Source organism: Pacificimonas aurantium (assembly GCF_020092905.1).
Taxonomy (GTDB): Bacteria; Pseudomonadota; Alphaproteobacteria; order Sphingomonadales; family Sphingomonadaceae; genus Pacificimonas; species Pacificimonas aurantium.
The window spans coordinates 330,477-357,476 of record NZ_JAGSGB010000001.1; the positions used below are offsets into that span (position 1 = coordinate 330,477).

The window sequence follows — 27,000 nt, forward strand, 5'->3', positions numbered from 1 at the left end:
GGCCAGCGCGCATTAGTCTGGACCATGCGGGTCCTTTGTCTCTTCTTGGTTCTGGCGATTGCCGGGGCCGCTCACCTGCCGCCTGTCCGTGCGCAGTCGGCGGAGGCGGAGCGCGGCAGGTCGGGTCTCCCCATCCCGCGCTTCGTGACGCTCGGCGCCGGCGAGGCGCGGATGCGCGCGGGCCCCGGGCGCGACTATCCGGTGAAATGGCTGTTCGTGCGCCGCACCCTGCCGATGGAAGTCATCGACGAATATGGCATCTACCGGAAAGTGCGCGGACCCGACGGGGCCGAGGGCTGGATGGACAAGGCGCTCCTGTCGGGCGCACGCTATGCGCTGATCGTCGACAAGGTCGCGACGGTGCGCGCCCGGCCTGAGGCGGACGCCCCGCCCGTCTGGCGGGCCGAGCCCGGCGTCATCGCCCGTGTCCAGCTCTGCGCGGAGGGTTGGTGCCGCATCGAGGCCGAGGGCCGCTCGGGCTATATCCGCGCCCTCGACCTGTGGGGCGTCTACCCGGACGAAGCCATCGACTGATTCGTCAGGAGCGCGGGTGCGCGTTCCGGTAGACGTCTAGCAGATGCGCCGCATCGACCTCGGTATAGATTTGCGTCGAGCCCAGGTCCGCATGTCCCAGCAGTTCCTGGATCGTGCGCAGGTCCGCCCCGCGCGCCAGCAGGTGCGTGGCAAAGCTGTGCCGCAGCGCATGGGGCGTCGCGCTGTCGGGAAGGCCGAGCGCGGCGCGCGCCTCGCGCATGCGCTTCCTCACAAGCCCGGGCGACAGGCGGCCCCCATTCTTGCCCCGGAACAGCGGCCCGTCCGCCGGCAGATCCAGCGGGCAGGCCTCGGTATAGGCGCCGATGGCGTGGCGAATTTCCGGCAATACGGGCACGTCGCGCACCTTGTTGCCCTTGCCGATTACGCGCACGAGGTCGCCGGAGAGGTCCCCAGCCGACAGGCTCAGGGCTTCGGAAATGCGCAGCCCCGCCCCGTAAAGCAGCAGAAGGACGGCGGCATCGCGCTTCTCCGTCCAGTCGGCATCGTCCGCGGCTGTGCCCAGCGCGGCGGCTGCATCGGGCGCCACGGGCCGCGGCACGCGCCGCTCCACCCGCGGGGCGGACAGATGTTCGCCCGGCGTGCAGGTCACGCCGTGGGTGCGGCGAAGCCAGCGAAAAAAGGCGCGAATGACGGAAACTTCCCGGGCCGCGGAACGATTCGACAGGCCGCCCGCGCGGCGCTCGCCGAGATAGCGGCGAAAATCTGCCGGTGTCAGCGCGCCGAGCCGGTCGGGGCAGACGGGGCCGCCGCGTTCGAGGAAGTCCCAGAATCTGCGAAGGGTCGAGCGATAGGCGCGGATCGTATGCGGCGAGCGCCGCTCCCGGTCGCCCAGCGCGACGAGAAACTGGCCTAGGAGCTCCGGGTCGTCCACCGGGCGATCATGCGCGAAAGCGCATCGCCTAGGAACCCCAGCCGTTCGGTCCCGCCCAGAAGAACGTCGGGCAGCGCGTTGTCAGGCGTCCGGACCGCGCTACGCGCCGGGCCGGCCTCTTCCATGCCGAACGCCAGCAGCCCGGCAAATCCACTGTCCTTCACGCCCAGGCGCACCGTCGCCACCAGGGCCGCGTGGTCATCCGTCGCCGCCGCCGCGCCGAAGACTGGCACACTGCCATGCGTCCGCCGTACCTGCGGAGCAGCGCAGCTTTCCGCCCAGGCTCTCACCCGGCGCGCGGGAAGGGGCGAAGGACCGCCCTTCGCGAACAGGGCCGCCTCGTCGCCCGCCGCGATGGCGACGGCGGTGCGCGTACAGCCCAGCTCTTCCGGCCAGCCAAGGACCACCTGATCGACCATGTCCTGAAAGGACGGTGCGTCCAGCAGGCCGAGCACGCAGCGCCGGACGGCTGCGTCCAGGCTATCCACTCCGGCGGCATAGGCAGAAAGCTCGCATACGGCGCTGGGCAGGGCCGACTGGCCCGCGCGTGCGGCATGAACTTGCCCGGTGCGCAGCGCGCGCCGGCGGCGATACTGGTCGAGGCTGATGACGGTCATGCCTCCCCTTGGCGCGGGGAGGCTTTCCGATTGCTCAGCGAACAGGCTTAACCGGCGGAAAGTTTTCTGTCCGGACCGTAAAGACCGGGCCCGCCGGACCGGGACGCGCCCGGCTTACAGGATCGACTGGCCGGTCGACTCCCAGTCCGCCGTGAAGGCGTCGATGCCCTTGTCGGTCAGCGGGTGGTTGGCCAGCTGCTTCAGCACCTTGGGCGGCAGCGTGGAGACATCTGCGCCGATCTTCGCCGCTTCCAGCACGTGGATCGGATGGCGGATGCTGGCAGCAAGGATTTCCGTCTCGAAATCGTAATTGTCGTAGATCATGCGGATGTCCGCGATCAGCGCCATGCCGTCGAAGCCGACATCGTCGTGGCGGCCGATAAAGGGCGAGATGAACGCTGCCCCTGCCTTCGCGGCAAGCAGGGCCTGGTTGGCCGAAAAGCACAGCGTCACGTTGACCGCGACGCCGCGATCCGCCAGCGCGCGGCACGTCTTCAGGCCGTCGAGCGTCAGCGGCACCTTGATGGCGATGTTGCTGCCCAGTGTCAGCAGCTTGTCGGCTTCCTTCAGCATCGTCTCATGGTCCAGCGCGACCACTTCGGCGCTGACCGGCCCATCGACCAGATCCGCAATCTCTTCGATCACTTCCAGGAAGTTGCGGCCCGACTTCGCAATCAGGCTGGGATTCGTCGTCACTCCGTCGACCAGGCCGAGTTCGGCAAGCTCGCGGATGTCGGCAGTTTCGGCGGTATCGACAAAGAATTTCATGGGCTTCGCGCTCCTCTTTCGCCCGGTTTCGTCCCGGTGGGCGGCAGTCGCTCCGGCCCTAGCGCCGACGCCGCGGGCCGTCCAGCCGCGCCGCCGGTCCGGCACGGGCGCGCTTTCCCTTCAAAAATCGGAAATCTTCCCCGACATAGGGGTATGTGCGCCGCTGCCCGCCCAAATCGCTCCCCATGCTTCCCCCGCCTGCGCGCGCCGGGCCGATCCGGCACCGCCGCCTCGCGCACGCGTACGCGCATGGGTGCGCACGTCGCGCGCATACGCGCGCTGAGGTGTGACCTACTGTGACCTACAGCAGTTCCGAAGCGCACATTCTGCGGCTCTGCCGGCTATCATGACACGCCTCCGCGTCCTCACCCTCAACGCCGCCCTTGGCGCGCTCGACTATGCCCCGCGAGAGGGGGTTTCGGCGCCCCCCGGCACCATTGTACGGGTCCCGCTAGGCCCGCGAGAAATTATCGGCGTCGTCTGGGAAGCCGACCTCCTGCCCGTGAAGCCGGTCGAGGACGCGAAGCTGCGAAAGATCAACGGCGCCTTCGACGCACCGCCGCTGCCGGAACGGCTTCGCCGGCTCTGCGAATGGACGGCCCGCTACTATTATGCGCCGCTTTCCTCCGTGGTCCGCATGGCCATGCCGTCGCCGTCCGCGCTAAGCGAAAAGACGCTGACCGAATACCGGCTGACCGGGGAGGTGCCCCGGCGGCTTACGCCGCAAAGACAGGCCGCTCTCGACTTGCTTGCAGGCCGTCAGGGCGTGGTGCGAGAGCTTGCCGGCTGGGCGGGCGTATCGGACGCCGTCATTCGCGGCCTCGTCAAGGCAGGGGTCATCGAACCCGTCGAAGCGCCTGCGGATGTCGTCCCCCCGCTTCCCGACCCGGCTTTCGCCCCGGCCGACCTCGCCCCCGGCCAGGCAGCCGCGTCGGCACGCATGACCGAGGCCGTCACCGCGCGGCGTTTCGAACCGTTCCTGCTCCACGGCGTCACCGGCTCGGGAAAAACCGAGACCTATCTCGAAAGCGTCGCCGCGGCGCTCGAGTCGGGCGGGCAGGCGCTCATCCTCCTGCCGGAGATCGCACTCACCGAACCGCTCGAGCGGCGCATCGAGGCCCGCTTCGGTGTCCGGCCGGTCTCATGGCACAGCGACCTGCGTCAATCGGAACGGCGCTCGGCCTGGCGCGCCATCGCGAAGGGCGAGGCACGCCTTACCGTCGGCGCGCGCTCGGCCCTGTTTCTGCCTTATCCCAACCTGCGCTGCATCGTTGTCGACGAGGCGCACGAGACCAGTTTCAAGCAGGAGGACGGCGTCCTCTACCATGCCCGCGACGTGGCCGTGATGCGCGGCAAGCTCGAATCCGTGCCGGTCGTTCTGGCGACCGCGACGCCGCCGCTCGAAGCCCGGGTCCAGGCGGAAAAGGGCACCTATAGTGAACTGACCCTACCCAGCCGCTATGGCGGCGCCTCGCTTCCCACTATCGAGGCGGTGGACCTGCGCGAACATGTGCCGCCCGCCCAGAACTTCCTGTCGCAGCCGCTCGTGGAAGCGGTCGGCGAGCGGATCGAGCGCGGCGAGCAGTCGCTGCTGTTCCTCAACCGGCGCGGCTATGCGCCCCTCACCCTCTGCCGCCATTGCGGCACGCGGATCGAATGTCCGAACTGCTCGGCATGGCTGGTCGAGCACCGCCTGACCCGCCGCCTGATGTGCCATCATTGCGGTCTTGCCGAGCCGGTACCCGAGACCTGCCCCGAATGCGGCGAGGCCGATACGCTGGTGCCGTGCGGGCCGGGTGTCGAGCGGATCGCGGAGGAAGCCGCCCGCCGGTTCCCCGAGGCGCGGATCGCTCTTGCCACGTCCGACACCATCGGCAGCCCGGCGCGGGCGCGCGCGTTCGTCGATTCCGTGGAGCGCGGAGACGTCGATATCCTCATCGGAACGCAGCTCATTACGAAGGGCTATCATTTCCCCGACCTCACGCTGGTGGGCGTGGTGGACGCCGACCTGGCCCTGCAGGGCGGCGACCTGCGGGCGGGCGAGCGCACTTTCCAGCAGATCGTCCAGGTGGCGGGCCGCGCCGGACGCGGTGCCAAGCCCGGTCATGTCATCATCCAGACGCACCAGCCCGACGCTCCCGTCATCGAGGCGCTCGTCAGGGCCGATGCGGAGGGCTTCTACGCCGCGGAGGTCGAGGCACGGCGAGAGGCCGCGATGCCGCCCTTCGGTCGCCTTGCCGCGCTAATCCTGTCGGGTCCGGACGAATCCAATGTCGCGTCGGCCGCGCGCATGATCGGCGCCGCCGCCCCGCGCAGTGTCGATCAGTTCAGCGTCATCGGTCCGGCGCCTGCGCCCCTCTCCCTCCTACGCGGACGCTACCGGCATCGCCTGCTCGCGCATGCCGCCCGGCGGGTGGACCTGGACGAAGTTCTGGGCCGCTGGCTCGGGAACATAGACCTGCCCCGCGACGTCAGGCTGACCGTCGACATCGACCCCTACAGCTTTGTCTAGCGCTGGCCACCTTCGCCATCGCCTTCGCGGCGGCCCGTCACGGGATCGGGCAGTTCCCAGCCAAAGCTTCGCTTCAGCCGCGCTTCCTCCAGCGGCGAGTCGAGCTTCTCCAGCGCGCGTTTCAGCGCGATGGCGGCCAGTCGCTTGGCTGGCTCTCCGAAATGCGTCCGGTTGGCGAGCGCGATCATCTCCAGGCAGCGCTGCAGCCGCGTCTGGACTTCCAGTAGCCCCGCGCCGTCGCGGGCGATGGGCCCGAAGAAATCCTCCAGCATTTCGCCATAGGGCATGTCCGGCGCCGTCACGCTCTCGAACATCGCCTGGCGTTCCTCGTCCAGCCCGTCGCAGTAGTTCTGGAACACCCGCACTCCGGCCCCAAGGACCTGAATCGCGGTGCCGGGGTCGTTCACCGCCGGCGACAGCGCCCGGCTGGCAATTTCCGACAGGACCACCAGGCCGAAGGTCGGATCCTGATTGTAGGATCTGTCCGGCCCGATCGAAAAACAGCGTTCCATCTCATGGCGGACATGACTGTCCGGCTCGGTCTCCACCAGCGCCAGCGCCGTGTCCGGACTGACGAAGTCTCCGGGCATCATCAGGACGTGAACGCTCGTCTCCACCTGCCGAGCCAGACCGTCCAGGGCCTCCATGTCGACATGCCGGACATATCCCCCCGCCTCCCGGTACAGGGACACCGCCTCCTCGGGATAGCTCTCCGGGGCAGGCATGGCGCCCAGGCGAGGCTGCCGCGCCCAGTGACCGGCCGCCCGGGACGCCGCCTGCTCGACGCGGCGGATCGTGTCGGCGACCCTGCCGAAGCGGGTGAGCTGCTCGATCCAGCGCAGCAGCGCGGCGGTCACCAGGAACAGGACGACCAAGGTGGAGAAGAACAGCAGCAACCGCCCCTCGCGGCCATACAGCTGCGCGCTCAGGCCGACGATCCCGACGATGGAAAAGAGGAAGCTGCCGACGAAGGTCGCCAGCGTGTTCGAGGCCACCGAATCCTCGATCAGCAGCGACGTGGCGCGCGGCGTCGAATTGTTCGCCGCGGCGGCATAGGCGCTCACCATGATCGACAGAGAAAATGTCGTCACCGCCAGCATGGAGGAGGCAAGGATGGTGAGGATGCTGTTTACCGAGCCGGCCGCGAGTTCGATCTCAAGCGGCAGGTGATAGACGGACGGAAGCAAGGTGCCGAACAGCGCAATGGCGATCGCCCCGAAGCTGAACAGCGAGGCGCGAAACCAGATCCGCTTCACGAACTGGGCGAGAAGGAAGCGCCAGCGCGTCGAAAGATAACCTGCCGCGGCGCGGCTCATTGATCGAGACGGCTCTTGTCGCGCATGTCGCCGCTGACGGGGACGATCTCGACGATCATGTCACCCTCTTCCAGCCGCTGGGCGTCATCCTCCCAGAAGCCGATATAGCGGCCGTCGCGCACGATCCGTACCGCCAGCCCGCCATTGCACTGCGACAGCGGCCCGCCGACTTCCGCCAGTTCTGCAGGTCGCTCGATCAGCTGGACCCTGCCGGAGGCCACCACGAGATCCTGGATATAGTCGACGACGTGGGTGCCGGTCGCGGCACGGGCCAGCATGTGTCCGCCCAGTGCAACCGGGTTGATGACGGTGTCGGCACCCGCCTTCTTGACGAGGAACTCATTCTCTTCCGACTTGATGATCGCGCTGATCGACAGCTCTTCGTTGAGCTGCCGCGCCGACATGACGAGCAGCGCCGACGTGTCGTCCCGGCCGCCGCAGGCGATGAAGCTGCGCGCCTTCTCGATGGCCGCCATGCGCAGCGTGGCGTTGCGCGTGGCATCGCCGTGAAGCGTGATGCAGCCGACGCCGAGCGCACTTTCCAGCGCGCTCTCATTAGGGTCGATGACGAGGATGTCCTCCGGGTCCAAACCGTTCTCGACCAGTTCATGCACCGCAGCGCTGCCAGTCGTGCCGTAGCCGGCAACGATGATATGATTGTCGAGCGACTTCTGTACGCTTCTCATGCGCCATTGCTCCCAGCTTCGCCGGACGACGAAATTATAGGCTGTCCCGATGAAAAGCAGCCAGATGAAGAGACGGATGGGGGTGACGACGAGAGCGTCGAACAGCCGCGCGCCCTCGGAGGTCGGGGTGATGTCCCCATAGCCGACGGTCGTGATGGTGACCGCGGTGAAATAGATGATGTCGACGAAACTGACTTCGCCGTCGAAGCCGTCGGAGAGCGATTCCCTGTGCAGCCAGTGGCCGATCAGCGCGATCAGGATCAGGCCGAGGACGAGGCCGCCGCGAAGGAGAATATTTCCCCACGGCGACAGCCTGTCCGGTCGGCGGAGCCGCAGGTTGCGGTCCGGATCGACGCGCATCGAAAAGAGGCCCGGCATATTGTGCCCCGCCGGGCGCTGCCGTTTCGGTTTTTTGGGTGCCATCAGGGCTCGGACACCTCGACGAGCAACTTGCCGAAATTACCGCCGGAATACAGCAGCTTTACGTGTTCGTCGGCCTTCGCCAGGTCTTTCCGAACGTCCTGGCGCGTCTTCAGCCGCCCTTCGGCCATCCAGCCGCCAAGGGCAGCAGCTCCTTCAGCGAATCGCGGTGCGAAGTCGGTGACGATGAAGCCTCTTACCGTCAGGCGCCGCATCAGCATCGTTTCCCAGAAGGCCGGGGCGCCGCCCTGTGTCTGCCCGGTCTCGTTGTACTGGCTGATCAGGCCGCACAGCGGGATGCGGCCGAAGGTCTTCATACGCTCCAGCACCGCCGCCATGATCGGGCCGCCGACATTTTCGAAGTCGATGTCGATCCCCTCCGGCGCCAGTCGGTCCAGCGCTTCGCCGACATCTTCCGCCTTGTAGTCGATGGCATGGTCGAACCCCAGATCGTCGGTAATCCAGCCGCACTTCTCCGGACCGCCGGCGATGCCGATCACCTTGCATCCCTTGATCTTGCCGATCTGCCCAACGATCTGGCCCACGCCGCCGGCCGCTGCGGACACGACCAGCGTTTCCCCCTCCTTGGGCTGGCCGATGTCGAGAAGTCCGAAATAGGCCGTCATGCCGACACCGCCGAACGTGCCGAATGCGGCTGCCAGATCGACCCCGTCGGGCAATGCCATGGGCGAGACCGTCCCCGCCGGCGCCGTGACATGGGTCGCCCATTCGCCGAGGCCAGCCACGATCGTCCCTTCGGCAAGGTCGGGGTTGCGGCTCTCCAGCACGCGTCCGGCAATGCCGCCGCGCATCGCCGCACCCAGTTCGACGGGCGGCATGTACTGTTCGCGGTCCGACATCCAGATCCGGTTGGTGGGATCGAGGGAGAGGTAGAGCGTCTGAATGAGCGCCTCGCCGTCCTTCAGTGGCGCGATTTCCTCGGTTTCATAGCGAAGATCGCCGTCGGAGATATCGCCTTCGGGCCGGCTGGCCAGCTTCCATACTTGGCGCTGCATGTCGGGAATCCTTTTCAATCTGTTCAAGCCTGACCGGACACTGCGCCCGCGTAAAGCGCCTCGTAACGGTCGATCATGACAGCCTCTTCATAGTCCGCCCGAACCTTGTCCCGGTTCGCCGACCCGACACGGCGGCGCAGACCGTCGTCCCCCATCAGCCTTGCGAGCGAGCGCCCCAGAGCATCCGGGTCGGCGGTCCGTGCCAGAAGCGGAAGATTCTCCGCAGCCACCATGCGGGGGATGTCCCCCACCGCAGTGCAGGCCGCAGGAAGCCCCGCGGCCATCGCCTCGATCAGGCTGATGGGGAATTGCTCGGAATCGGAGGACAGGGCGAAAATGTCGAACAGCCCTACATAAGCGGAAGGATTTGCCATGAAGCCCGGCAGGAGAAGCTGCGCTTCGACGCCTGCCTTACGCGCCGCCTCTACGATCCGTTCCCGTTCGGGCCCTTCGCCGACGATTGCCAGCCTTGCGTTCATACCGTGAATCTTCTGCGCAAAGGCGTAGGCTTCGACGAGGCGCGGCAGGTTCTTGATAGGCCGCAGACCGGCAAGCGTGCCGATCCAGACCTCTCCATCCCGCTTCACGACGCCGGGAATCGCCGTCGGCGGCGGCGGCGTTTCGAACCGCCGCGTTTCGATTCCATTGGGGATCCGCAAGACGCGCCCACCGGGCTGCTTCCAGCTCTTGAGAGCGATGTTCTCGAGAAGATGCGAGGGCACGACGAGACGCTTCGCCCCCGGCAATGCCATGCGGCGATATGCGATCCGCGTGCGTTTCTGCCCGTCGCGCTCGTCTTCGTTGAACCCATCCTCATGATGAATGAGAGGGGGGCCGCCGAAGGCCCGCCGCGCCATAACCGCGTCCATCGCCCCGAAATTATAGGTGAGAATGAGGTCGAAGGGCCGCATCGCCTTTGCAAGCCCGCGCAGGCGCCGGAGACCGCTGCGGCCGGCCAAGGGTGGAAAGTCCGGCAGCAATTCCGCATCGATTTCGGGATCGACGGCATCCATCGCCGCCACCGCGCCGGGCATAGCAGAGACGATGCGGTGGCGGAAACGGTCGCCGAAAGCGTTCATGAGCCTGACCGCTCGTGCTTCCTTGCCGCCAAGATCGAATGTCGAATGCAGGTGAAGGACGGTCGGCACAGCCATGATGGAGCGGTCTACAGCTTTTCCCGCAACAGCCTAGTGGTCAGCGCGGCGTAGCGCCGATAATGCGCATGGGGCAATGGGCGGACTTTACTTGCGAAAAGTGGACGGGCGCATCGACATCGATGCCGACCTGGCGCGTGCGAGGGCGCAGTTCGAGCGTCATGGCTATCGTGGAGTCACGCCCATCGACGCGGGCGCGTTTCGCGGCTTTCACGCGCAGCCCGAATATGGAGGACCTGCAACCTTCTTCAGCCGGGGAGACGATTTCGTCGCCGTCGCCGGCACCCTGACCTATGACGGCATGATGGGGGAGCGGGCGCTCTCCGCGCTTCTCGCCGCCTTTTCCTTTCCCTTCGACGACTGGTCGCGCCTGCAAGGCCAGTTCGTTCTTCTCGTGCGCAAAAACGGCGAGACGTTCCTGCTCACCGACTTCTTCGCCGCCTTTCACCTCTACCGGGACGAGGCCGACAGCCTGTTCTCGACCAGCTTCCTCGCCGCAGCGGGCGCACTGGAGCGGATCGAGTTCGACCCGCAGGGCGTGTACGAGTTCGCCTTCAACGTCTTCCCGACCGGATCGGACAGCGTCCTGAAGCAGCTGAAGCGGCTCAGCCCCTATGTTCAGCTGAAACTGGAGCCGGACGTCGAACGGAACGAAGTCGAAAAACCGCTCCCGCCCGCACCGCTGGAACTTCCGCTCCAAGACCGCCTGCGGCAGAATGCGGATCGGCTCCGTCAGGCCATCGCTCCCTTCGTTGAAAGCTACGGCGACGACATCCAGTGCCCGCTGTCCGGCGGTCTCGATTCCCGGCTCGTACTGGCGCTGCTGCGCGAGGCCGGCGTGACACCACACGTCTATGTCTATGGCTCGCACCGGGATGCCGACGTTAGCGTCGCTCAGGCCATCGCCGACCGGGAAGGCTTCCCTCTGGAGGTCTTCGACAAGGGGGGGGCGGCCACGATTACCCCGGACGACTTCGCGGAGACCGTCGAGCGCCAGTTCCACGAGACGGATGCCCTGCCGACCGACGGCAGCCTGTTCGACAATGGCGGCAATGCGATCGCCCGCAGGAACCGGCAGGCTGGCGGACAGCTGCCCATTTCCGGCGGGTGCGGTGAGGTGTTCCGGAACTTCTTTTTCCTCGCGGACCGTCCCCTCTCCGCTCGTGAGGTGGTGGGCGCGTTCTTCGCCCGCTTCACGACCGCCGATGTGGGGCCGGCATTCAATTCCAAGAGATTTCTCAGCAACCTCGAGAACAAGGCGCTCGCGGCGCTGAGAGAAACGGACCCGGAGCGCCCGCTGCCGCGCAACCTGATCGAGCAGCTATACCCGCGGATGCGGTGCCGCGCCTTTTTCGGGCGCGAGATCAGCCTGGTCGGGAGCCATGGCCCTTATGCCATGCCCTTCTTCGACCAGCGCGTGGTCGAAACGGCGCTCGAAATCCCGCTGCGCCTGAAGAATGCCGGTATTTTCGAGGGCGCGCTGCTCCGTTCGATAGACCCGCGGCTGGCGAGCTACATGTCGGGATATGGCTATGCGTTCGACCGCGCCCCCGCCCTGTCGCAGCAGCTCGCGGAGTTCGGCACGCGCATCCGGCCGACCTGGATGCGGCGGCGATCCTACGCGCTGCGGCGACGGCTCGGTCCGATGGAGGACGAACATGGCGGCCTGTTGTCGAACGGTTATCTGGGCAGGGTGATCGACCTACACTTTCCCCATATGAGCCGCTTTTTCCGCGTCCAGAATGTGCGGGACAGCGGCATCTATCGGCGCATCGCAGGCCTCGAATATCTCGCACAGAAACTCGAAGACAAGCTGAACTGAGCTTCGCTCGAAATTGACACCGGCCACGGTTCGTCCAATATCGGTCGAAAAGCCCGGAAGGATTGCGTTTCACCATGGCGACCAAAGTCGCGGATACCAAGGCGCGCCGGTACGACCCGGCCGAAACGCGTACGCGGGTGCTCGAGGCGGCGAACAACCTGTTTTCGCAGCAGGGGTTTTCGAAGACCGGAACGGCGGACATCGCACGTGCGGCAAATGTCTCCGAAGGTTCGATCTTCTATCATTTCGGCTCGAAGCGAGCGCTGCTGGAAGAACTGGGCCGCATGTATGGGGAGCGCATGTGCGAGGCCATGCAGGGCGGGGATGCCCTCGGCGAACTGACCCCGGCGATCAGCATCCAGCGCTGCTTCGCCTATTGCGAGACCCACAAGACGTGGGAAAAGCTGATGCACGACAGCCCCGACGGCACCAAGAAGGGCATGAGTTCCAATCCCGAGGCCGAGCCATTCTACCGCGCCTCCAAGGAAACGGTCGTAACCTGGTGCCGGCGGCAGTTCGAGGCGATGAAAGAAGTCCACGACCTGAAGGACTTCAACCCCGATATCGCAGCACCGCTGACCTATGGGGTCGTCGGCGATGCGCTGGACCTTGCTTTTGCCGAGGATGCAACGCCGGAGCGGCGCAAGGAAATCGAACATGAAACGATAAGGTTCGTCTGCGCCGCCTGCGGCGTCGAACATCTCTGCTGATCGCCCGTCCCCGTCCCACCACCGCCATCGAGACGCTCGGGCCGGCATTCTACGATCGTGTCGCGCCTGCGCGCTTTCCGAAACATCTGCTTCGATTCCGCAATGACCGCGCCGCCAAAGAAATCGGGCTAGAGACGCTCAGCGACGCCGAATGGCTCGAGCGTTTTGCCGGATTCGAGCCCTTCTCCGGCAGCCTCGCATCGCCGCTCGCGCTGCGCTATCATGGCCACCAGTTCCGCACCTACAACCCGGACATCGGTGACGGCCGCGGGTTCCTGTTCGCGCAGTTTCGGGACGAGACGGGACGGCTGCTCGACCTTGGGACGAAGGGGTCGGGACAAACCCCCTTCAGCCGCTTCGGCGACGGTCGCCTGACCTTGAAGGGCGGCGTTCGCGAGCTGCTTGCAACCGAGATGCTCGAGGCGCTGGGCGTCGAGACGAGCCGCACATTGTCACTCGTCGAAACGGGGGAGGCGCTGGACCGGAATGACGAGCCCAGCCCGACCCGGTCGGCGGTGATGGTGCGCCTGAGCCATTCCCATATCCGCTACGGCAGCTTCCAGCGGCTCGCCTATCTGGACGACGGCGAGAATATCCATCGGCTGACGGCCTATTGCCTCGAGCATTTTGTCGGCGATCCGGAGGCTGCCGATCCGTTCGCGGCGCTGATGGACTATGCCGTCGCCGGCGCGGCTCGGCTGGCCGCCTCCTACCGCGTCGCCGGCTTCGTTCACGGCGTTCTCAACACGGACAATATCAACATCACGGCCGAAAGTTTCGACTATGGCCCATGGCGGTTCGCGCCGAGGTGGGACGAGGAGTTCACCGCCGCCTATTTCGACCAGTGGGGCCTTTATTCCTTCGGCCGCCAGGCCGAGGCGCTGCAGTGGAACGTGCATCAGCTCGCGCTGGCGCTGCGCACCCAATGCGAGGCCGACAGCCTGATCCCCGCCTTGAAGACCTATGCCGACCGCTATGAGGCGGCGCTGGCTAAGGGAATGGTCTGGAGACTGGGACTGAACGCGAAGTCCGCCGAAGAGAATGCGGCGCTGGTACAGCAGTGGGAGCAGTCGCTGGCCACGGCGGACGTCGAACCCGACCGCGCCTTCTTCGACTGGCGCGGCGGCCGTCTGCGCCGTGACGACCCGCAATATGAGAGTGAGGCATTTCGGCGGTTCGCCGAAACGGCGAAGGGCTTCGAGACCGCTGCCGGAGCCCTGGATCACCCCTATTGGTCGGACGAGCGGCCCTGCTCGATGCTGATCGACGAGGTCGAGGCGATTTGGGCCGCCATCGACCAGAAGGACGACTGGACACCGCTTTACGAAAAAGTCGAGGCCGCGCGCCGCATGGGCGCCGCCCACGCCCCTCTGGACTAGAAGCCGAGCTGCGCGAGAAGCGCGCGGCGCGCTGCCCAGCATGCCTCCCAGAAGTCGGGCGCGGCAAGGTCGCCGGGCGAGACGCTGTCCGGCCAATATTCTTCGATCAGCCGTTCGAGTGTGTCGGCCTTTTCGTCGTCGAGAAGGAAGCGCGTATCGATCGCGGCGCGCGCTTCGGCTCCGGCAGCCACGCGCAGGCGCAGGCAGGCCGGACCGCCGCCATTCCTCATCGACTCGCGCACATCGAGGAAGCTGGCGCCGTGGATCGGCCCATTGCCGCCGATGTTCGATCCGAGCCATGCCTTCACCGACGGCGTATCGCGGCACTCGGTCGGCAGGACGAGATGCTGCGATCCATCCGGGAGGGAGAGTAGCTGCGAATTGAACAGGTAGGAGGCGATGGCGTCCTCGAGGCTGACCTCGCTGTCCGGCACCTCGATAATCTCGACCTCGGGGAACAGCCGGCGCACCTCGTCGAACAGCTCGGCGCGATATTCGAACGCGCGTTCATGCGCGAACAGCACGCGGCCGTTCGCCACCGCGACAACATCGTTGTGAAACGCGCCGGCCTCGATCGCCTCGGCGGACTGTGCGGTGAACAGCGCTTCTTCGACGCCGTGCTTGCGCGCCACGGCCTCCGACGCGCGCAGCGCCTGGCGCGCCGGATATTTACCGCCGCGATCCTCTCCGAACACGAAGATTTCCAGTCCCGGGTCGCCATGGCTTCGTGCCAGACGCATGAAGTTCGCCGCGCCCTCGTCGCCGAAGCGGGCGGGCACGGGATCGTGAACGGCGAAGAACCGCTCGTCAGCGAACATCAGTTTCAGCTGTCGAACCGTCTCGGTCCATTCCAGGCTGCGATGCGTCATCGAAGACAGGTTGGCGGGCGTCAGATGCACGCGCCCGTCCCGGGTGTCCGCGGCGGGCGACACCGTGGCTGCGTTCGCGGTCCACATGGCGCTGGCGCTGGCGGCATTGGCGAACAGCTGCGGGTCGGCGGCGACCGCGTCGGCACAAACCTGCGTATCGCTCCCGGAAAACCCCAGGGTCCGCAGCCAGGATGTATGCGGGCGCTCATGCGGAAGGAAGAAGCCTTGGGGGAGACCCAAGCCCATGACCCTGCGCATCTTCGCAAGGCCCTGCAGTGCCGCCTGACGGGGCCGGGAAACGCTGCCCTTGTTTCCCGCACTCGCGACATTTCCTAGACTGAGGCCGGCATAATTGTGGGACGGCCCGATCAAGCCGTCGAAGTTGAGTTCGACAACCTCGCGCGGGTCGGTGCTGGGGGAAGTCATTCCGGTTCGGTCGTCTGAAGTGACTTCCGGCCGAGGCCGATGTCCCCGGAAATTCGGTCATGTTCCAGGCTGGCGACGGGATAAGCGCAGTAATCCGCCGCATAATAGGCGCTCGGCCGATGGTTGCCGCTATCTCCGATCCCGCCGAAGGGGGCAGCCGAGCTCGCGCCATTGGTCGGACGGTTCCAGTTCACGATCCCTGCGCGGATTTCGCGGCGGAAGCGTTCATATAGCTCCGCGTCGGAGGCGATCAGGCCCGCCGACAGGCCGAAGCGAGTGGCATTCGCCTCCGCCACGGCCGCGTTGAAGTGCGGTACGCGCACGACCTGCAGAACGGGACCGAACATCTCCTCGTCCGGCCTGTCGACGACAGACGTCACGTCGAGAATCGCGGGCGTGAGAAACGGGAGGGAAGGGTCGGGACGGGTCAGCGGCACGATTTCGCGCGCGCCGGCTGCGACCAGTCCGCGATACTGTTCCTGCAGCGTGTCCGCCGCTGCGTTGGAGATAACCGGCCCCATGAAGGGCTGCGGATCATCGAAAGGCGCGCCGACGATCAGGTCGCCGCTCAGCTCGACCAAGGCCTCAAGCAGCGCCTCGTGGGACCGCTCCTCGACGATGAGGCGCCGGGCATTGGTGCAGCGCTGACCCGCAGAGAGAAAGGCGCTCTGGGCAACCAGGGCAGCCGCGTCTTCGGCGTTCGCCTGGGCGATGTCCCAGCAGACGAGCGGATTGTTGCCGCCCATTTCAAGAGCGAGGATCTTCCCCGGTGTTTCCGCGAATTGACGCGCGAGCGCGTGCCCGGTGCGTGCGCTTCCCGTAAACAGCAGACCGTTGATGCCTGCATGGCCGGCGAGGGCGCGGCCGGTTTCGCCTGCACCCTGCACGATCTGGAGACAGCCGTCGGGCAACCCCGCCTCGGTCCAGCATTCCTTCATGAATTCCGCCGTCGCGGGCGTCAGTTCGCTCGGTTTGAAGACCATTGCGTTCCCGGCCAGGAGGCCCGGCACGATATGCCCGTTCGGCAAGTGCGCCGGGAAGTTATAGGGGCCGAGAACTGCGAGGACGCCGTGCGCGCGGTGACGCAGTGCCTGACGGAATTGATCGCCTTCCTTCTCCCGGCTGCCGGTGCGCTCCTGGTAGGCGGTGATCGAGATATCGACCTTCGCCTGCGTTGCCTGCACTTCGCCGTTGGTTTCCCACAGCGGCTTTCCCGTCTCGCGGGATATAATCCGTGCAAGCTCGTCGGCCCGGTCGCGCACCGCATTCTGGTATCGCTGCAGGACATCCCGCCGGTCGGCCGAGGGCGTGCGCTCCCAAGCCGGCTGTGCCGCCCGCGCCTTGGCGACAGCGGCGTCCACATCGGCCTCGCTCGCCGCAGGCCCGCGCCACACCTCTTCGCCCGTCGCGGGATCGATGGACAGCAGTTCAGGATGCGACATAGGTGATCGTGTCTCCGGCATTGATCTTCATCAGGGACGCCTCCTCGGCCGTCAGGGTCAGGCCCTGCTCGCCCACCAGCGCGCCCGTCCGCCAGGCCCGGAAATCGCCAAGCGTCCCGGCCGCCGCGAAGCCGCGCCTGTCTTCGGGAATCGTCTCGACGATCTCCGCAACGGGCAGGACCTGCATCTGCTGAACTGTCCGCAGGCGTTCGGTATCCGCCACCATGGTCGGACCGGCGTCGAAAATATCGACATAGCCCGTGAAGGAAAAACCCTCTTTCTCCAGCATCCGCATGGCGGGCACACCATTGTCGTGCGGCCTGCCGATCGCGGCCTGCGCTTCCTGAGGAAGGAGCGCGGTATAAACCGGGTATTTCGGCATCAGATCGGCGATGAACTGGTTGCCATGCTGCGAATTGAATTCGTCGGCATCCTGAAAGCTCATGCCGAAAAATTTGCGGCCCAGGCCGTCCCAGAAGGGCGAGCGGCCATCGGGCTCGATATGGCCGCGAAGCTCGGCAATGACCTTTTCGGCAAAGCGGCGGCGGTTCATGCCCATGAACAGATAGCGACTGCGGGCAAGGAGGCCGCCGAGCCCGAGCGACCTGAGGTCGGGACTGAGGAAGAGCCCGCCCACCTCACTGACGCCGTTGAAGTCGTTGACGAGGTGGAGAACGTCCAGCGGCACGGTGCGGCCGAGTTCTTCCGACCGCTGGCTGAGACGCGACACCTTATAGGAATAAAAGGGCCATCGGACACCGATGCGAGAGAAGATCATCCCGCAGCCGCCGACGGTCCCCGACCCTGCCTCTTCCAGGACGAGAATGTAGAGCTCGTTTTCCGGCGTCTCCTCCTCGCGTCCGAAGCTGCGCATGTTCCAGTCGAGCCGCGCCTGCAACGCGGACTTGTCGGACGGCAGGTTGGTGAATCCCGCACCCGTCTGTTCGGCAAGCGCATGGAGACAATCGAGATCGCCGACCTGTGCCGGGCGCAGGTGCCAGAGCGTCACTGCGGCAAACGCCCCTCTGCTAGTCGCATCAGCGTCAGCGCCGCCAGCTTCGTGCGTTCTGTCAGCGAATCGACGATCAGGAATTCGCGGTCCGAATGGATGGAGCCGCCGCGCACGCCCATCGTATCGACGACAGCAAGACCGGCGGCCGCCAGATTGTTGCCGTCGCAGACGCCGCCGGTGTCTTTCCAGCCGATGCTGAAACCGAGATCGCTGCCCGCCCCCTTCACCAGATCGAACAGACCCTGCTGTTTCGCGTCGAGCGGCTTGGGCGGCCGGGCGAAGCTGCCGGTGACATCGATTTCGACTTCATGAGCAGCGCCGACTTCCTTCAGGATGCGCGTCTGTTCCTCTTCGGCCCAGGCCTGATCCTCGGGGGTGAGAGGCCGGACATTCCAGCGCAGGACAGCCAGTTCTGGGACCACATTGTTCGGGCCGCCGCCATCGATGCGCGCGGGATTCACCGACAGGCTCGGGCGCTCGCGCTTCATCCCGTCGAGCCGCACGGCAAGGTCGGCGGCCGCGACGACGGCGTTGCGGCCATCTTCCGGATTGCGTCCGGCATGCGCGGCGCGGCCGCCGAGCCTCGCGGCGAAGTTGCCGCTGCCCTTGCGACCGCCGGCAAGCGTCCCGTCCGGTTCCGCGGAAGGCTCGAAGGTCAGCCCGGTCTGGCAGCGCTGCGCAACCTCGGCCAGCAGCGGGGCCGATCCCAGCGAGGAAACCTCCTCGTCGGCGTTGAGCACCACTTCCCAGCCCAGTCGTCCGCCGAGGTCCGACGCTTCCAGCGCCTTCAGCGCTTCAAGCATGACGACGATTCCGCCCTTCATGTCGGCGACGCCGGGACCGTTCAGGACGCCGTCTTCGAGCCAGCGAACGTCCTGAAAGTGATGATCCTTCGGGAAGACGGTATCCATGTGCCCCGTCAGCATGACGCGGGCATTGCCGCGACCGGGGCGCGAAATATGGACGTTGCGCCCGTGCGCGAGGGCGACGCGCTCGCCGGCCTCGTTCAACGTCTCGGCGGGGGCCGGCTCGAGAACCGATATGTCGCCGCCAAGCGGTGCGAACGCTTCGGCGAGACGCTCTTCCATCTCGCGAAGCCCGGAAAGGTTGCGGCTGCCGGAATTCACCTTCGCCCAGGCACAGACCGTCTCCAGCATGGCGTCGGCGCGCCCGTCCACCGGCGCCAAAGCGCGGGCTTCCTGTTCGGTCAGTCCTTGCATCGTCGAAGCTTTACCGGTCGGCCGGTCTAGCGTCGAGGGCAGCCTTCGCGGCCTCCGCGTCGCGTGCGATCTGCTCCTTGAGGGCCTCGAGCCCATCGAGCTTCCGCTCTTCGCGAAGGTAGGCGATCAGTTCGACGTCGATGGTCTGTCCATAAAGGTCGCCCTCCCAGTCGAAGAACCAGCTCTCGAGCAGTTCGACCGGCGGGTCGATCATGGGCCGGACCCCGAGGTTCGCAACGCCGTCCAGGCACTCACCTGACGGCAGGCACCCCCGCACTGCATAGACCCCGTATTTCGGCCGTACATAGGTCCCGAGGCGCATATTTGCCGTTGGCGTGCCGAGGGTGCGCCCGAGCTTGGCGCCATGCTCTACCTCTGCGCGGATCGTAAAGGGACGGGTCAGCATGCGGGCGGCAGCGTCGCAGTCTCCCTCCCGCAGCGCCTCGCGAATCTTCGTCGAGCTGATCCGGTGACCGTGAATACCGTTCACGGCGCTGACGGTCGCGGCGTCGATCTCAGCCGCTTCGCCAAGGCGTCTCAGATCGTCGATCGTGCCGGATGCCCGTGCCCCGAAGGTGAAATCGTCGCCGGTCACGACGCCCGACAGGGACAGGCGGTCGGCAAGGACGTCCCGAACGAACGCCTTCGGCTCCATGGCCGCCATTTCACGGTCGAACCGCAGAACGACGGCGCCGTCGATCCCGAAGCGCTCGAAATAGTCGAGCCGCTGATCGATCGTCGTCAGCGCCATTGGCGGCATGTCGGGTTTGAACAGGCGGACCGGATGCGGGTCGAAGGTGATGACGAGCGACGGACCATCCTTCGCCCGCGCGCGGTAGCGTGCCTCTCCCACCACGGCCTGGTGGCCGGCATGGAAGCCGTCGAAGTTGCCGAGCGCCGCCACACCTCCGGTCAGAGAGCGAGGCAGCGGATCGTCCATGAATATCCGCTTCATCACCGCGGCCTTAGCCGCCTGCGGGCAGGTTTTCCATGAGGAGACGGCGCACATTTTCACCCATGACCGCGCGGATCTCCGGTTGAGTAAACCCCTGGTCGACAAGCGCCTGCGTAACCGCCGCCATGCCGCCTGCATCGAAGCCCGTGGTCACAGCACCGTCGAAGTCGCTTCCGAGCCCGACATGGTCGATGCCGACCAGGTCGCGAATGTAGCGAATCGTCCGCGCCGTGGCCTGCGGCGTGGGCTGACAGACCGCACCGTCCCAGAAGCCGACGCCGATCACGCCGCCGGTTGCCGCGACGCCGCGAATCTCCTCGTCGGTCAGGTTGCGATTGACGTCGCATACGGCCTGCGCGCCGCCATGCGAGACGACCACCGGGCGCCGCGCCATGGCCAGCACCTCCGCCGTGCCCTCGTGACTGAGATGCGCCACGTCCACGGTCATGCCGAGCGCTTCCATGCGGCGCACAACCGAGCGGCCGAGGGACGTAAGACCGCCCTTCTCGACGCCGTGCATGGACCCGGCGAGATCATTGTCGAAGAAGTGAGTCAGCCCGGCCATGCGGTAGCCCGCGTCGAACAGCCGGTCGAGATTGTCGAGCTCGCCCTCGAGATTATGCAGTCCCTCGACGGCCAGCAGCCCCGCGATCACGTCCGCGCCGCCTGCCCGCGCCGCAAGGACGTCACGCAGGTCTGCCGACGTCCTGACAACCCGGAGACTGCCGCCCTGCTCCGCAGCATGCAGCTTCTCGGCATGATAAAGCGAGCGCTGCAGCAGCGACGTCCAGGTGCGAGGTGGCTGCAACTGAGCGACAACGAGCGCGGTGATGTTGTCGCTGTCCGCACTGTTCGCATCGTAGTTCTGCCCGGTGGGCGTCTTCGTAACCGAGCCGAAGACCTGGATCGCCACATTCCCCTCTGCGAGGCGAGGGAGGTCGACATGCCCGCGCGCCGCTTCGCTCGTCAGATCGCGGTTCCAGAGCAGGCTATCGGCATGCAGGTCGGCAACGAGGAGATTCTCGTGCAGCGCGGCTACCTCGGGTTCGACCCGCCATAGACCGGATCCCTCCACCCGGTTCATCGACCGTTCCGCGATGCCCGGAGCCAGCGCGAGAAACGCGATGGCCAGAGCGAGAAGGACGATCAGTGCCCCGGCGAGCCAGAGCGGCCATTTGCGCCGGTGCGCCGACGGCCTGGCCGGGCGCTTTCGCGAAGCCGCAGCAGCCGCCGGTTTCTTGCGCACCGGTTTCGCCATCAGCGCCGCTCCAGCGTGACGAAACTGAAATCGGGCTGTCCTTCCGGGCCGTCACGCCGCTCGCGGTGCGTTTCGCGCCAGTCTTCCGGGCGAATGTCGTCGAAAACCGTGTCGCCCTCCGGAGAGGCATGGACTTCGGTCAGTTCGATGCGCGTGGCCGACGGAAGCGCCAGGCGGTAAACCTCGGCGCCGCCGATCACTGCGACGATGGGCGCTCTGGCGCGCGGATCAAGCCCGCCTGCCGCGATCGCTTCCGCGAAGTTGGAAACCCTCGTCACTCCGTCCGCGCACCAGTCTGCCTGCCGCGTCATGACGATATTGTGCCGGCCGGGAAGCGGTTTACCGAAGCTCTCGAAGGTCTTGCGGCCCATGATGCAGGGTTTCCCCACGGTCAGCCGTTTGAAGTGACGCAGGTCTTCCGGCAGGTCCCACGGCATCCAGCCGTCGCGGCCGATCACGCCGTTCTCCGCCCGTGCGAGGACCAGCACGAGTTCGGGCCTGTAGGGTTCGATGGTCACACCGCCACCGGCGCCTTGATGTGCGGATGGGGATCGTATCCGACCAGTTCGAAATCCTCGAACCGGTAGTCGAACAGGCTGTCGCGGTCGGCAATGCGCATCTCCGGCAGGCTGCGCGGCTGACGCGTCAGTTGCTCGCGCGTCTGGTCGAGATGGTTGAGGTAGAGGTGGGCGTCGCCGAGTGTATGGACGAAGTCGCCAGGCACCAGCCCAGAGACCTTCGCGATCATCATCGTCAGGAGGGCGTAGCTGGCGATGTTGAAGGGCACGCCGAGGAAGATGTCCGCGGACCGCTGGTAAAGCTGGCAGCTCAGCCGCCCATCCGCGACATAGAATTGGAACAGCAGATGGCAGGGGGGCAAGGCCATGTCGTCGACTTCGCCGGGATTCCAGGCGCTGACGACGAGGCGCCGGGAGTTCGGAGTCTCGCGAATTTGGCGCAGGACATTCGACAGCTGGTCCACCACCCGGCCGTCGGCGCTTTCCCAGCGCCGCCACTGCTTCCCATAGACGGGACCGAGTTCGCCGTCCTCGTCGGCCCACTCATCCCAGATGCTGACGCCATTGTCCTTGAGATAGCGGATATTGGTGTCGCCAGCGATGAACCACAGCAGTTCGTGGACGATCGATTTCAGATGAAGTTTCTTCGTCGTCAGTAGCGGGAACCCGTCAGCAAGGTCGAAGCGCATCTGATGACCGAACACGCTTTTCGTACCCGTGCCGGTGCGATCGCCGCGCTCGGTACCTTCCGACAGCACCCGGCGCATGAGGTCGTGATATTGTTTCATGATCGGCGCCGAACCTGCCCGAAGTCCCGGCGATTGTGAAGGAGGCTCGCAGCGGCTAGGCCTTCTTTCGGGCGGAGCACATCGGGGGGCTGACGATGGACCTGGTCGCGGTCGGCGCGGGGCTGTGGGTCGTGACCCACGAGCTGCTTCTGCTCGCCGCGATCGGCATACTGGTCTTCGCTGCCGACGAATTGTTCGTCGATCTGCTGTTCTTCTCGAGCCTGGTGCGCCGTTCGCTGCGCCTGCCGCGCGCAAGCCGGGGTTATACGGCACGCGACCTGCCGAGGAAGCGGGGTGGCCGATTCGCGATCCTCTGTGACCGATCATTAATTGGTGGCGGCCGGGATATGGTCGGATTTGGCGGGACAAAGTGGGACGGAATGGCGGTTTCAAGGCGGTTTCCGGCCTGTTGAGGCCTGCCAGTAGATGACCGGCGAATTTCTGATTCGTGATCGCTAGGCGGGCCGCCCACTGAGCGGGGCACATCCCGGCGACCGCGACATGGGAACGCGAATTTCTGATTCATCGCCGCAATCCCGAGGCAGCGGCGAAGACCGTGAGAGAGTAGCAATTCTGCCGGTCAATTGGAGATTACCAGTTCGGTTCGTTTGACGGCCTTCGCGCCGCCGCCAACTGTGTAGCTGACCGGAACGACCTCTTGGTCGAAGGCGGCGAAGATCGCGCGCGTCTCCGGCAAGTCGTTCAGACTGAGGATGAACCGTCCGTTCAGCTGCTGAAGCTGGGCCGCGAGGCGTTCGAAATCAGCGGGATCGAACACGCCGGGGCCATAGTCATCCTCGCAGCCGAAATAGGGCGGGTCGAGGTAGAAGAGCGTCGATGTCCGGTCGTAGCGCGAGAGGAATTCGGACCAGCCGAGACGCTCGATCGCCACCCCTGCAAGCCGCTCGTGCAACGCCTCCAGCATCGGACCAAGCTTGGTGATGTCGAAGCGCGCTGGCGAAGAGGCATCGACGCCGAAGGAGCGGCCGTTGACCTTTCCGCCGAACGCGGTGCGCTGGAGATAGAGAAAACGCGCGGCGCGCTCGAGATCTGTGAGCGTCGACGGATCGGTGCGTTGCAGCCGTTCGAACCCTGCCCGCGTGGTCAATTGGAAGCGCAGCATGTCCAGGAAGGCCACATAGTGGCGCTGCAGGATGCGAAAGAAGGTCGTCACATCCTCGGAGATGTCATTAATGACCTCGGCCTTCGGCCTGGCGGTGCGCCGCAGGAAGACGCCTCCCATTCCCACGAATGGCTCGGCATAAAGGGTATGGGGGACCTGCTCGATCCGCGTGACGAGGCGCTTCGCGAGGTTGCGCTTGCCGCCGATATAACCCGCCGCAGGGCGCACCGCATCGACCGACGTAAGACTTTGGGTAGACTCCATTTTCGCAATGTTTCTAAGCAGACCCCGCCCGGTACCGGGTGGCGGGGCGGACCTCTTGGGATCCGGGAGGCCGTGGCGGGTGCTATCCGCCGGTGAGCGGCGTTGGCGCGCCGCTTCCCCCGTCCACAAACAGAGGGAGGGAGTAGGACATGATGAAAGTGCAGAACACGATCGACCGGACGACGGCCGCTGCGCAGCTGAGAATGGCGGCGGCGGCAGATCCCGAGCGCGCCAACTATTATTGGAATCGCTCGGTCGCGGTCATGAAAGGGACCGGAGAAGACGGAGGCATCGGATCGCCGATGAGCTTCGATGAGGCCGAATTGGAGGTCGACGCCACCTTGGCTATGTTTTCTGCCATCAAGGACTGGCTCGACGCGAAGGAGCTTGACCGCAACGGTGGGCGACCCGACGCTTATGTCTTCCGGGGATATGCCGAGAGCGAACCTCGTCACCGGTTTGCTATGCGACTGATCGAGCAGAAAGCGCGCTTCCAGTCGCTTATTGCAGATAGCGGGAACTGGCCCTCCCTGACCGAACCCATGAGCCCCCAATATCTGCCGGCCCTTCGTCGCTTTCAGCTGATGGGTGAGCCAATGGAACTGTCGCTCGAACAGATGAGAGAGATCGCACTTGTTCTTCCGGAGAGCGAGAGAAAGTGGAGATATGCCCGCGTTCTTGAGTTCCCTGTAATGCCCGACTTCGCGCGGCCGAATTGGGCAGACCACCTTTAATCGGGGGTTGTGACGTAGGTCACGGACAGGGGCGATTTGCGTCGTTCGCGAATCGCCCCTATCTTTGCTGTCGGCGCGTACGCGGAAGTCTCGTATAGCCGTGGTGACCGGCCCAACGGGCCGGAAGAATCCCAGCAGGGAGCTGCGAGTCCCTGCCGCGCCACCCGAGCGGGCCGAGAGGTGCGCCGCATGCTCGATCACAGCGGCCGCCCCGGCCATCTGTCGCCCACGACCTCCGAATTGCGCACGAGCTCAAGCGCCTGATCGATCCGCGTCGGGTGGGCGCTAATGATGCCGAGCGCTTCATCGTCCCAGGGACCGATGACGATGCGCGCCCAGTGCGTTTCCGACCAAGGCGCCATGACGACGAAGCGGCCCTCGGCCTCACCCCCCTTACCGCGGAGGACAAGATGCGGCCCGCGGAAGAGCCGCGGCACGCGGCGGTAGAAAGCCACCTGACGGTCGAAGTCGGCAAGCTCGTCGCGGTCGGCCGTTCGGCTGTAAAACTGTTTCATCGTCGTGCGGCCGCTCATCGTGACGGTGCGGCGGACGCCGAGGCCGGCGGCCTCCTGTTCGCCCAGAATGGCGACCGGAAATGCGGTGGGTTCGCCCGTCTTGAAGTGCGGCCGGCGGCCCGGCGCGACGAGGATGAAGTTTCTGAGCATATGCTCGAAGTCGTCCGAATCGACGAGCTCCTGCAGCACGCGCGCGGCGGCCTCTTCATTTCCGAGCGCAACTGCACGGTCGACACTCTCCCGCGCTTTTCGCGCCACGCCGACAAGGGAGGCGGCGCCGGGATTGTAATTCCAGCCCGGCCCGATGCCATCGCGGACCTCCTCCCGGCTGGACAGGACGGTGCGGCCCTCGCGGCTCAAACGAAAGGTGGTGCGAACAGGCGGGTCGGGGATCTCGCCATCGGGCGTGACGCGATATCCGAAGGCTTTCAACTGCCGCTCGGTGAGCTGCTGGACGGTGCAGCGGCACCCCCAGTCGTTCGGCGGGAAGAGCCACTGCCAGGCCTGGTGATCGACGGAAAGAATGGTCCCGTGCCAGCGGGCATGCTGGTCGCGGACGGCATTGTCGCCAACGGTCACATAGCGGAGATAGGGCGCGATCTCTTTTCGCGCCTGGATGCGCTGCCACTGACCAGCAGCCTGACTGACGGCGAGATTGGTGCGGTAGATGGTCCGGAGACGGCGCGGGCCGACGAAGATCTCTTCGTCCGAGCCGGTCAGCTCCGCGTTGCGGACGCGGCCCCACCATCCCGCCCGTTGGAGCCGGGGCCGGATGGTCCTCTGCCAGTCCTCGAACGTCCCGCCTTCCCGCATGACGCTGTCGAGACTCTCGCGCACGTCGCTCAGCAGATCGAGCTTGGCGATCTTCGCCACGGTGAAGGCACGGGCATGCTCGTCCTGCCAGACTTCACGCCAGTTGACCGAGGTGCGGAGGTCGCCGCGCCGCTCCCACGCCGCGAGTGGCTCGCCGGGATCCATGAAGATCGACGCGCGGATTTCGGGCTCAGGCATGGAATTCGCCTACCGCCGTAACGGCACGCCTCCGTCCGGGGCATCCTTCAGGTCCAACTCTGAAAGGACGCTGATATGCGACGGAAAGCGAACGCCCGATCCTGGCGGATCGGCATGCTGGCTTTACGAATCGTTCCTGTTTTGTTCCAATATACAGATGTCGCTGTACCGGCTTCCCTCGACCCTCGATTCGCTGACGGCCTATGCGCTGGCGCACCGGCGCCCGCTGTCGCTGTCCTTCCTGCCAGATGCGGAGGGCCATTTCCTGATCCAGGTCACGCTGGGCGACCAGCAATGTTCGCTCAGCTTCGTAAAGGGCAGCGACCGGGTTCATGCGATCGGCCAGATGGCGGGCGACATGTTGAGCCTGGCGCGGAGCACGGACAGGGTTCCCGACCGGAGCGGCGGCGGATATCCCGATTGGTAGACGCAGGCCGGGCAGGAGGTTCCGCGAATGTGCAATCTGTACCGTATGAAGTCGAACGCTACGGAGATCGGCAGCCTGTTCAATGCGCGCAACGCGGCGGGAAACCTCCCAGTCTTCGATGCGGTCTACCCGGATCGCGACGCCCCGATCGTTCGTAGCATCGACGGCGATCGCACTCTGGAGATCTTTACCTGGGGCTTCCCGCCACCAGGCCAGGCGAAGCGCCCGGTCACCAACGTCCGTAACCTGACCAGCCCGTTCTGGCTGAGCGCGTTGAAACGGCCCGACCGGCGCTGCCTGGTCCCGGTTACCTCGTTTTGCGAATGGGAAGGCAAGCCAGGCGCGAAGCGGAAAGTGTGGTTCGAACTCAAAGACCGCCCGTTGTTCGCCTTTGCCGGGATCTGGCGGCCGGTCGAAGCGGACTGCCCACGCTTTGCCTTCCTGACCTGTACGCCGAACCAGATCGTCGGCGCCGTTCATCCGAAGGCGATGCCCGTCATTCTGACCGAGGATATGGCAGAGGACTGGCTGGCGGCGCCGTGGGAGGAGGCAGCTAAGCTGGCTAGGCCGTTCCCCGACTCCCGGATGAAGATGACCGGGGACTTTTGAAAC

26 protein-coding genes are annotated in these 27,000 nt (G+C 65.7%); 9 read left to right on the top strand and 17 right to left on the bottom strand.

Annotated elements, in window-relative coordinates; genetic code table 11:
- The first annotated feature begins 24 nt into the window (after positions 1-24).
- The gene (locus KCN53_RS01605) at positions 25-534 is read left to right on the top strand and encodes an SH3 domain-containing protein (RefSeq protein ID WP_172406184.1); all 510 of its coding nucleotides are present in this window, start codon (positions 25-27) and stop codon (positions 532-534) included.
- Between the two features lie 4 nt (positions 535-538).
- Here the strand turns inward: KCN53_RS01605 and KCN53_RS16115 are convergent, their stop codons facing one another.
- The 3 genes from KCN53_RS16115 to fsa all read right to left on the bottom strand — a co-directional run bounded on the left by KCN53_RS16115 (position 539) and on the right by fsa (position 2,811).
- On the bottom strand, positions 539-1,426 hold the full coding sequence (locus KCN53_RS16115) for a tyrosine recombinase XerC (RefSeq protein WP_088711756.1): 888 nt from the start codon (positions 1,424-1,426) through the stop codon (positions 539-541).
- Positions 1,405-2,043, bottom strand: a complete 639-nt coding sequence (locus tag KCN53_RS01615; protein WP_088711755.1) for a hypothetical protein — start codon at positions 2,041-2,043, stop codon at positions 1,405-1,407. The genes KCN53_RS16115 and KCN53_RS01615 overlap by 22 nt, the downstream gene beginning before the upstream one ends.
- Positions 2,044-2,157: 114 nt before the next feature.
- Positions 2,158-2,811 carry a fructose-6-phosphate aldolase gene (fsa, locus tag KCN53_RS01620; RefSeq protein ID WP_088711754.1) on the bottom strand — a complete coding sequence of 218 codons (654 nt, stop codon included), beginning with the start codon at positions 2,809-2,811 and terminating at the stop codon, positions 2,158-2,160.
- 346 nt (positions 2,812-3,157) lie between these two features.
- Here fsa and KCN53_RS01625 point away from each other — a divergent pair, with 346 nt between their 5' ends.
- On the top strand, positions 3,158-5,323 hold the full coding sequence (locus KCN53_RS01625; RefSeq protein WP_088711753.1) for a primosomal protein N': 2,166 nt from the start codon (positions 3,158-3,160) through the stop codon (positions 5,321-5,323).
- On the opposite strand, the gene KCN53_RS01630 is transcribed toward KCN53_RS01625, so the two are convergent.
- From KCN53_RS01630 to KCN53_RS01645, 4 genes are read right to left on the bottom strand one after another with little or no spacing between them, the layout of a single operon-like run.
- The gene (locus KCN53_RS01630; RefSeq protein WP_088711752.1) at positions 5,320-6,639 is read right to left on the bottom strand and encodes a DUF2254 domain-containing protein; all 1,320 of its coding nucleotides are present in this window, start codon (positions 6,637-6,639) and stop codon (positions 5,320-5,322) included. The two genes, KCN53_RS01625 and KCN53_RS01630, sit on opposite strands and share 4 nt — an antisense overlap.
- Complete coding sequence (locus KCN53_RS01635; protein ID WP_224199287.1) at positions 6,636-7,748, bottom strand: potassium channel family protein; 1,113 nt, start codon at positions 7,746-7,748, stop codon at positions 6,636-6,638. Before KCN53_RS01635 ends, KCN53_RS01630 begins: the two co-directional genes overlap by 4 nt.
- Positions 7,748-8,761, bottom strand: a complete 1,014-nt coding sequence (locus tag KCN53_RS01640) for an NADP-dependent oxidoreductase (RefSeq protein ID WP_088711750.1) — start codon at positions 8,759-8,761, stop codon at positions 7,748-7,750. Before KCN53_RS01640 ends, KCN53_RS01635 begins: the two co-directional genes overlap by 1 nt.
- A gap of 23 nt (positions 8,762-8,784) precedes the next feature.
- Positions 8,785-9,915, bottom strand: a complete 1,131-nt coding sequence (locus KCN53_RS01645; protein WP_088711749.1) for a glycosyltransferase family 4 protein — start codon at positions 9,913-9,915, stop codon at positions 8,785-8,787.
- Positions 9,916-9,991: 76 nt separating this feature from the next.
- On the opposite strand from KCN53_RS01645, the gene KCN53_RS01650 reads away from it, so the two are divergent.
- The 3 genes from KCN53_RS01650 to KCN53_RS01660 all read left to right on the top strand — a co-directional run bounded on the left by KCN53_RS01650 (position 9,992) and on the right by KCN53_RS01660 (position 13,826).
- Positions 9,992-11,737, top strand: a complete 1,746-nt coding sequence (locus tag KCN53_RS01650) for an asparagine synthetase B family protein (RefSeq protein WP_143712190.1) — start codon at positions 9,992-9,994, stop codon at positions 11,735-11,737.
- A 74-nt stretch (positions 11,738-11,811) separates the two neighbouring features.
- Positions 11,812-12,447 (top strand): TetR/AcrR family transcriptional regulator, encoded by a 636-nt coding sequence (locus KCN53_RS01655; protein WP_088711747.1) that lies wholly within the window; start codon positions 11,812-11,814, stop codon positions 12,445-12,447.
- Entirely contained in the window at positions 12,423-13,826 is a 1,404-nt protein-coding gene (locus KCN53_RS01660; protein WP_397333614.1) for a protein adenylyltransferase SelO family protein, read from the top strand. Before KCN53_RS01655 ends, KCN53_RS01660 begins: the two co-directional genes overlap by 25 nt.
- Here the strand turns inward: KCN53_RS01660 and KCN53_RS01665 are convergent.
- From KCN53_RS01665 to KCN53_RS01700, 8 genes are read right to left on the bottom strand one after another with little or no spacing between them, the layout of a single operon-like run.
- Positions 13,823-15,121 (bottom strand): N-succinylarginine dihydrolase, encoded by a 1,299-nt coding sequence (locus KCN53_RS01665; RefSeq protein WP_088711745.1) that lies wholly within the window; start codon positions 15,119-15,121, stop codon positions 13,823-13,825. The genes KCN53_RS01660 and KCN53_RS01665 overlap by 4 nt on opposite strands.
- The gene (gene astD, locus KCN53_RS01670; RefSeq protein WP_088711744.1) at positions 15,118-16,563 is read right to left on the bottom strand and encodes a succinylglutamate-semialdehyde dehydrogenase; all 1,446 of its coding nucleotides are present in this window, start codon (positions 16,561-16,563) and stop codon (positions 15,118-15,120) included. Before astD ends, KCN53_RS01665 begins: the two co-directional genes overlap by 4 nt.
- Entirely contained in the window at positions 16,550-17,572 is a 1,023-nt protein-coding gene (locus KCN53_RS01675; protein WP_088711743.1) for an arginine N-succinyltransferase, read from the bottom strand. The genes astD and KCN53_RS01675 overlap by 14 nt, the downstream gene beginning before the upstream one ends.
- On the bottom strand, positions 17,569-18,795 hold the full coding sequence (locus KCN53_RS01680; RefSeq protein WP_088711742.1) for a hydrolase: 1,227 nt from the start codon (positions 18,793-18,795) through the stop codon (positions 17,569-17,571). The genes KCN53_RS01675 and KCN53_RS01680 overlap by 4 nt, the downstream gene beginning before the upstream one ends.
- Positions 18,796-18,805: 10 nt before the next feature.
- Positions 18,806-19,750, bottom strand: coding sequence for a bifunctional riboflavin kinase/FAD synthetase (locus tag KCN53_RS01685; protein ID WP_088711741.1), 945 nt, complete (start codon positions 19,748-19,750; stop codon positions 18,806-18,808).
- 10 nt (positions 19,751-19,760) lie between these two features.
- Positions 19,761-21,008, bottom strand: coding sequence for a dipeptidase (locus KCN53_RS01690; RefSeq protein ID WP_088711740.1), 1,248 nt, complete (start codon positions 21,006-21,008; stop codon positions 19,761-19,763).
- Positions 21,008-21,526, bottom strand: coding sequence for a dihydrofolate reductase (locus tag KCN53_RS01695; RefSeq protein ID WP_088711739.1), 519 nt, complete (start codon positions 21,524-21,526; stop codon positions 21,008-21,010). The genes KCN53_RS01690 and KCN53_RS01695 overlap by 1 nt, the downstream gene beginning before the upstream one ends.
- Positions 21,523-22,314, bottom strand: coding sequence for a thymidylate synthase (locus KCN53_RS01700; protein WP_088711738.1), 792 nt, complete (start codon positions 22,312-22,314; stop codon positions 21,523-21,525). Before KCN53_RS01700 ends, KCN53_RS01695 begins: the two co-directional genes overlap by 4 nt.
- Before the next feature lie 95 nt (positions 22,315-22,409).
- Between KCN53_RS01700 and KCN53_RS01705 the strand changes: the two genes are divergently transcribed.
- Positions 22,410-22,727 carry a hypothetical protein gene (locus KCN53_RS01705; RefSeq protein WP_088711737.1) on the top strand — a complete coding sequence of 106 codons (318 nt, stop codon included), beginning with the start codon at positions 22,410-22,412 and terminating at the stop codon, positions 22,725-22,727.
- Between the two features lie 167 nt (positions 22,728-22,894).
- Here the strand turns inward: KCN53_RS01705 and KCN53_RS01710 are convergent, their stop codons facing one another.
- Entirely contained in the window at positions 22,895-23,701 is an 807-nt protein-coding gene (locus tag KCN53_RS01710) for a DNA adenine methylase (protein WP_088711736.1), read from the bottom strand.
- Between the two features lie 149 nt (positions 23,702-23,850).
- Between KCN53_RS01710 and KCN53_RS01715 the strand changes: the two genes are divergently transcribed.
- Positions 23,851-24,435 carry a hypothetical protein gene (locus KCN53_RS01715; RefSeq protein ID WP_088711735.1) on the top strand — a complete coding sequence of 195 codons (585 nt, stop codon included), beginning with the start codon at positions 23,851-23,853 and terminating at the stop codon, positions 24,433-24,435.
- Positions 24,436-24,632: 197 nt separating this feature from the next.
- On the opposite strand, the gene KCN53_RS01720 is transcribed toward KCN53_RS01715, so the two are convergent.
- The gene (locus tag KCN53_RS01720; protein ID WP_088711734.1) at positions 24,633-25,961 is read right to left on the bottom strand and encodes a phage head morphogenesis protein; all 1,329 of its coding nucleotides are present in this window, start codon (positions 25,959-25,961) and stop codon (positions 24,633-24,635) included.
- 157 nt (positions 25,962-26,118) lie between these two features.
- On the opposite strand from KCN53_RS01720, the gene KCN53_RS01725 reads away from it, so the two are divergent.
- Together KCN53_RS01725 and KCN53_RS01730 are read left to right on the top strand one after the other, a co-directional pair.
- Positions 26,119-26,388 carry a hypothetical protein gene (locus KCN53_RS01725; RefSeq protein WP_143712189.1) on the top strand — a complete coding sequence of 90 codons (270 nt, stop codon included), beginning with the start codon at positions 26,119-26,121 and terminating at the stop codon, positions 26,386-26,388.
- Between the two features lie 27 nt (positions 26,389-26,415).
- Positions 26,416-26,997 (top strand): SOS response-associated peptidase, encoded by a 582-nt coding sequence (locus KCN53_RS01730; protein ID WP_088711732.1) that lies wholly within the window; start codon positions 26,416-26,418, stop codon positions 26,995-26,997.
- Positions 26,998-27,000: the final 3 nt, after the last annotated feature.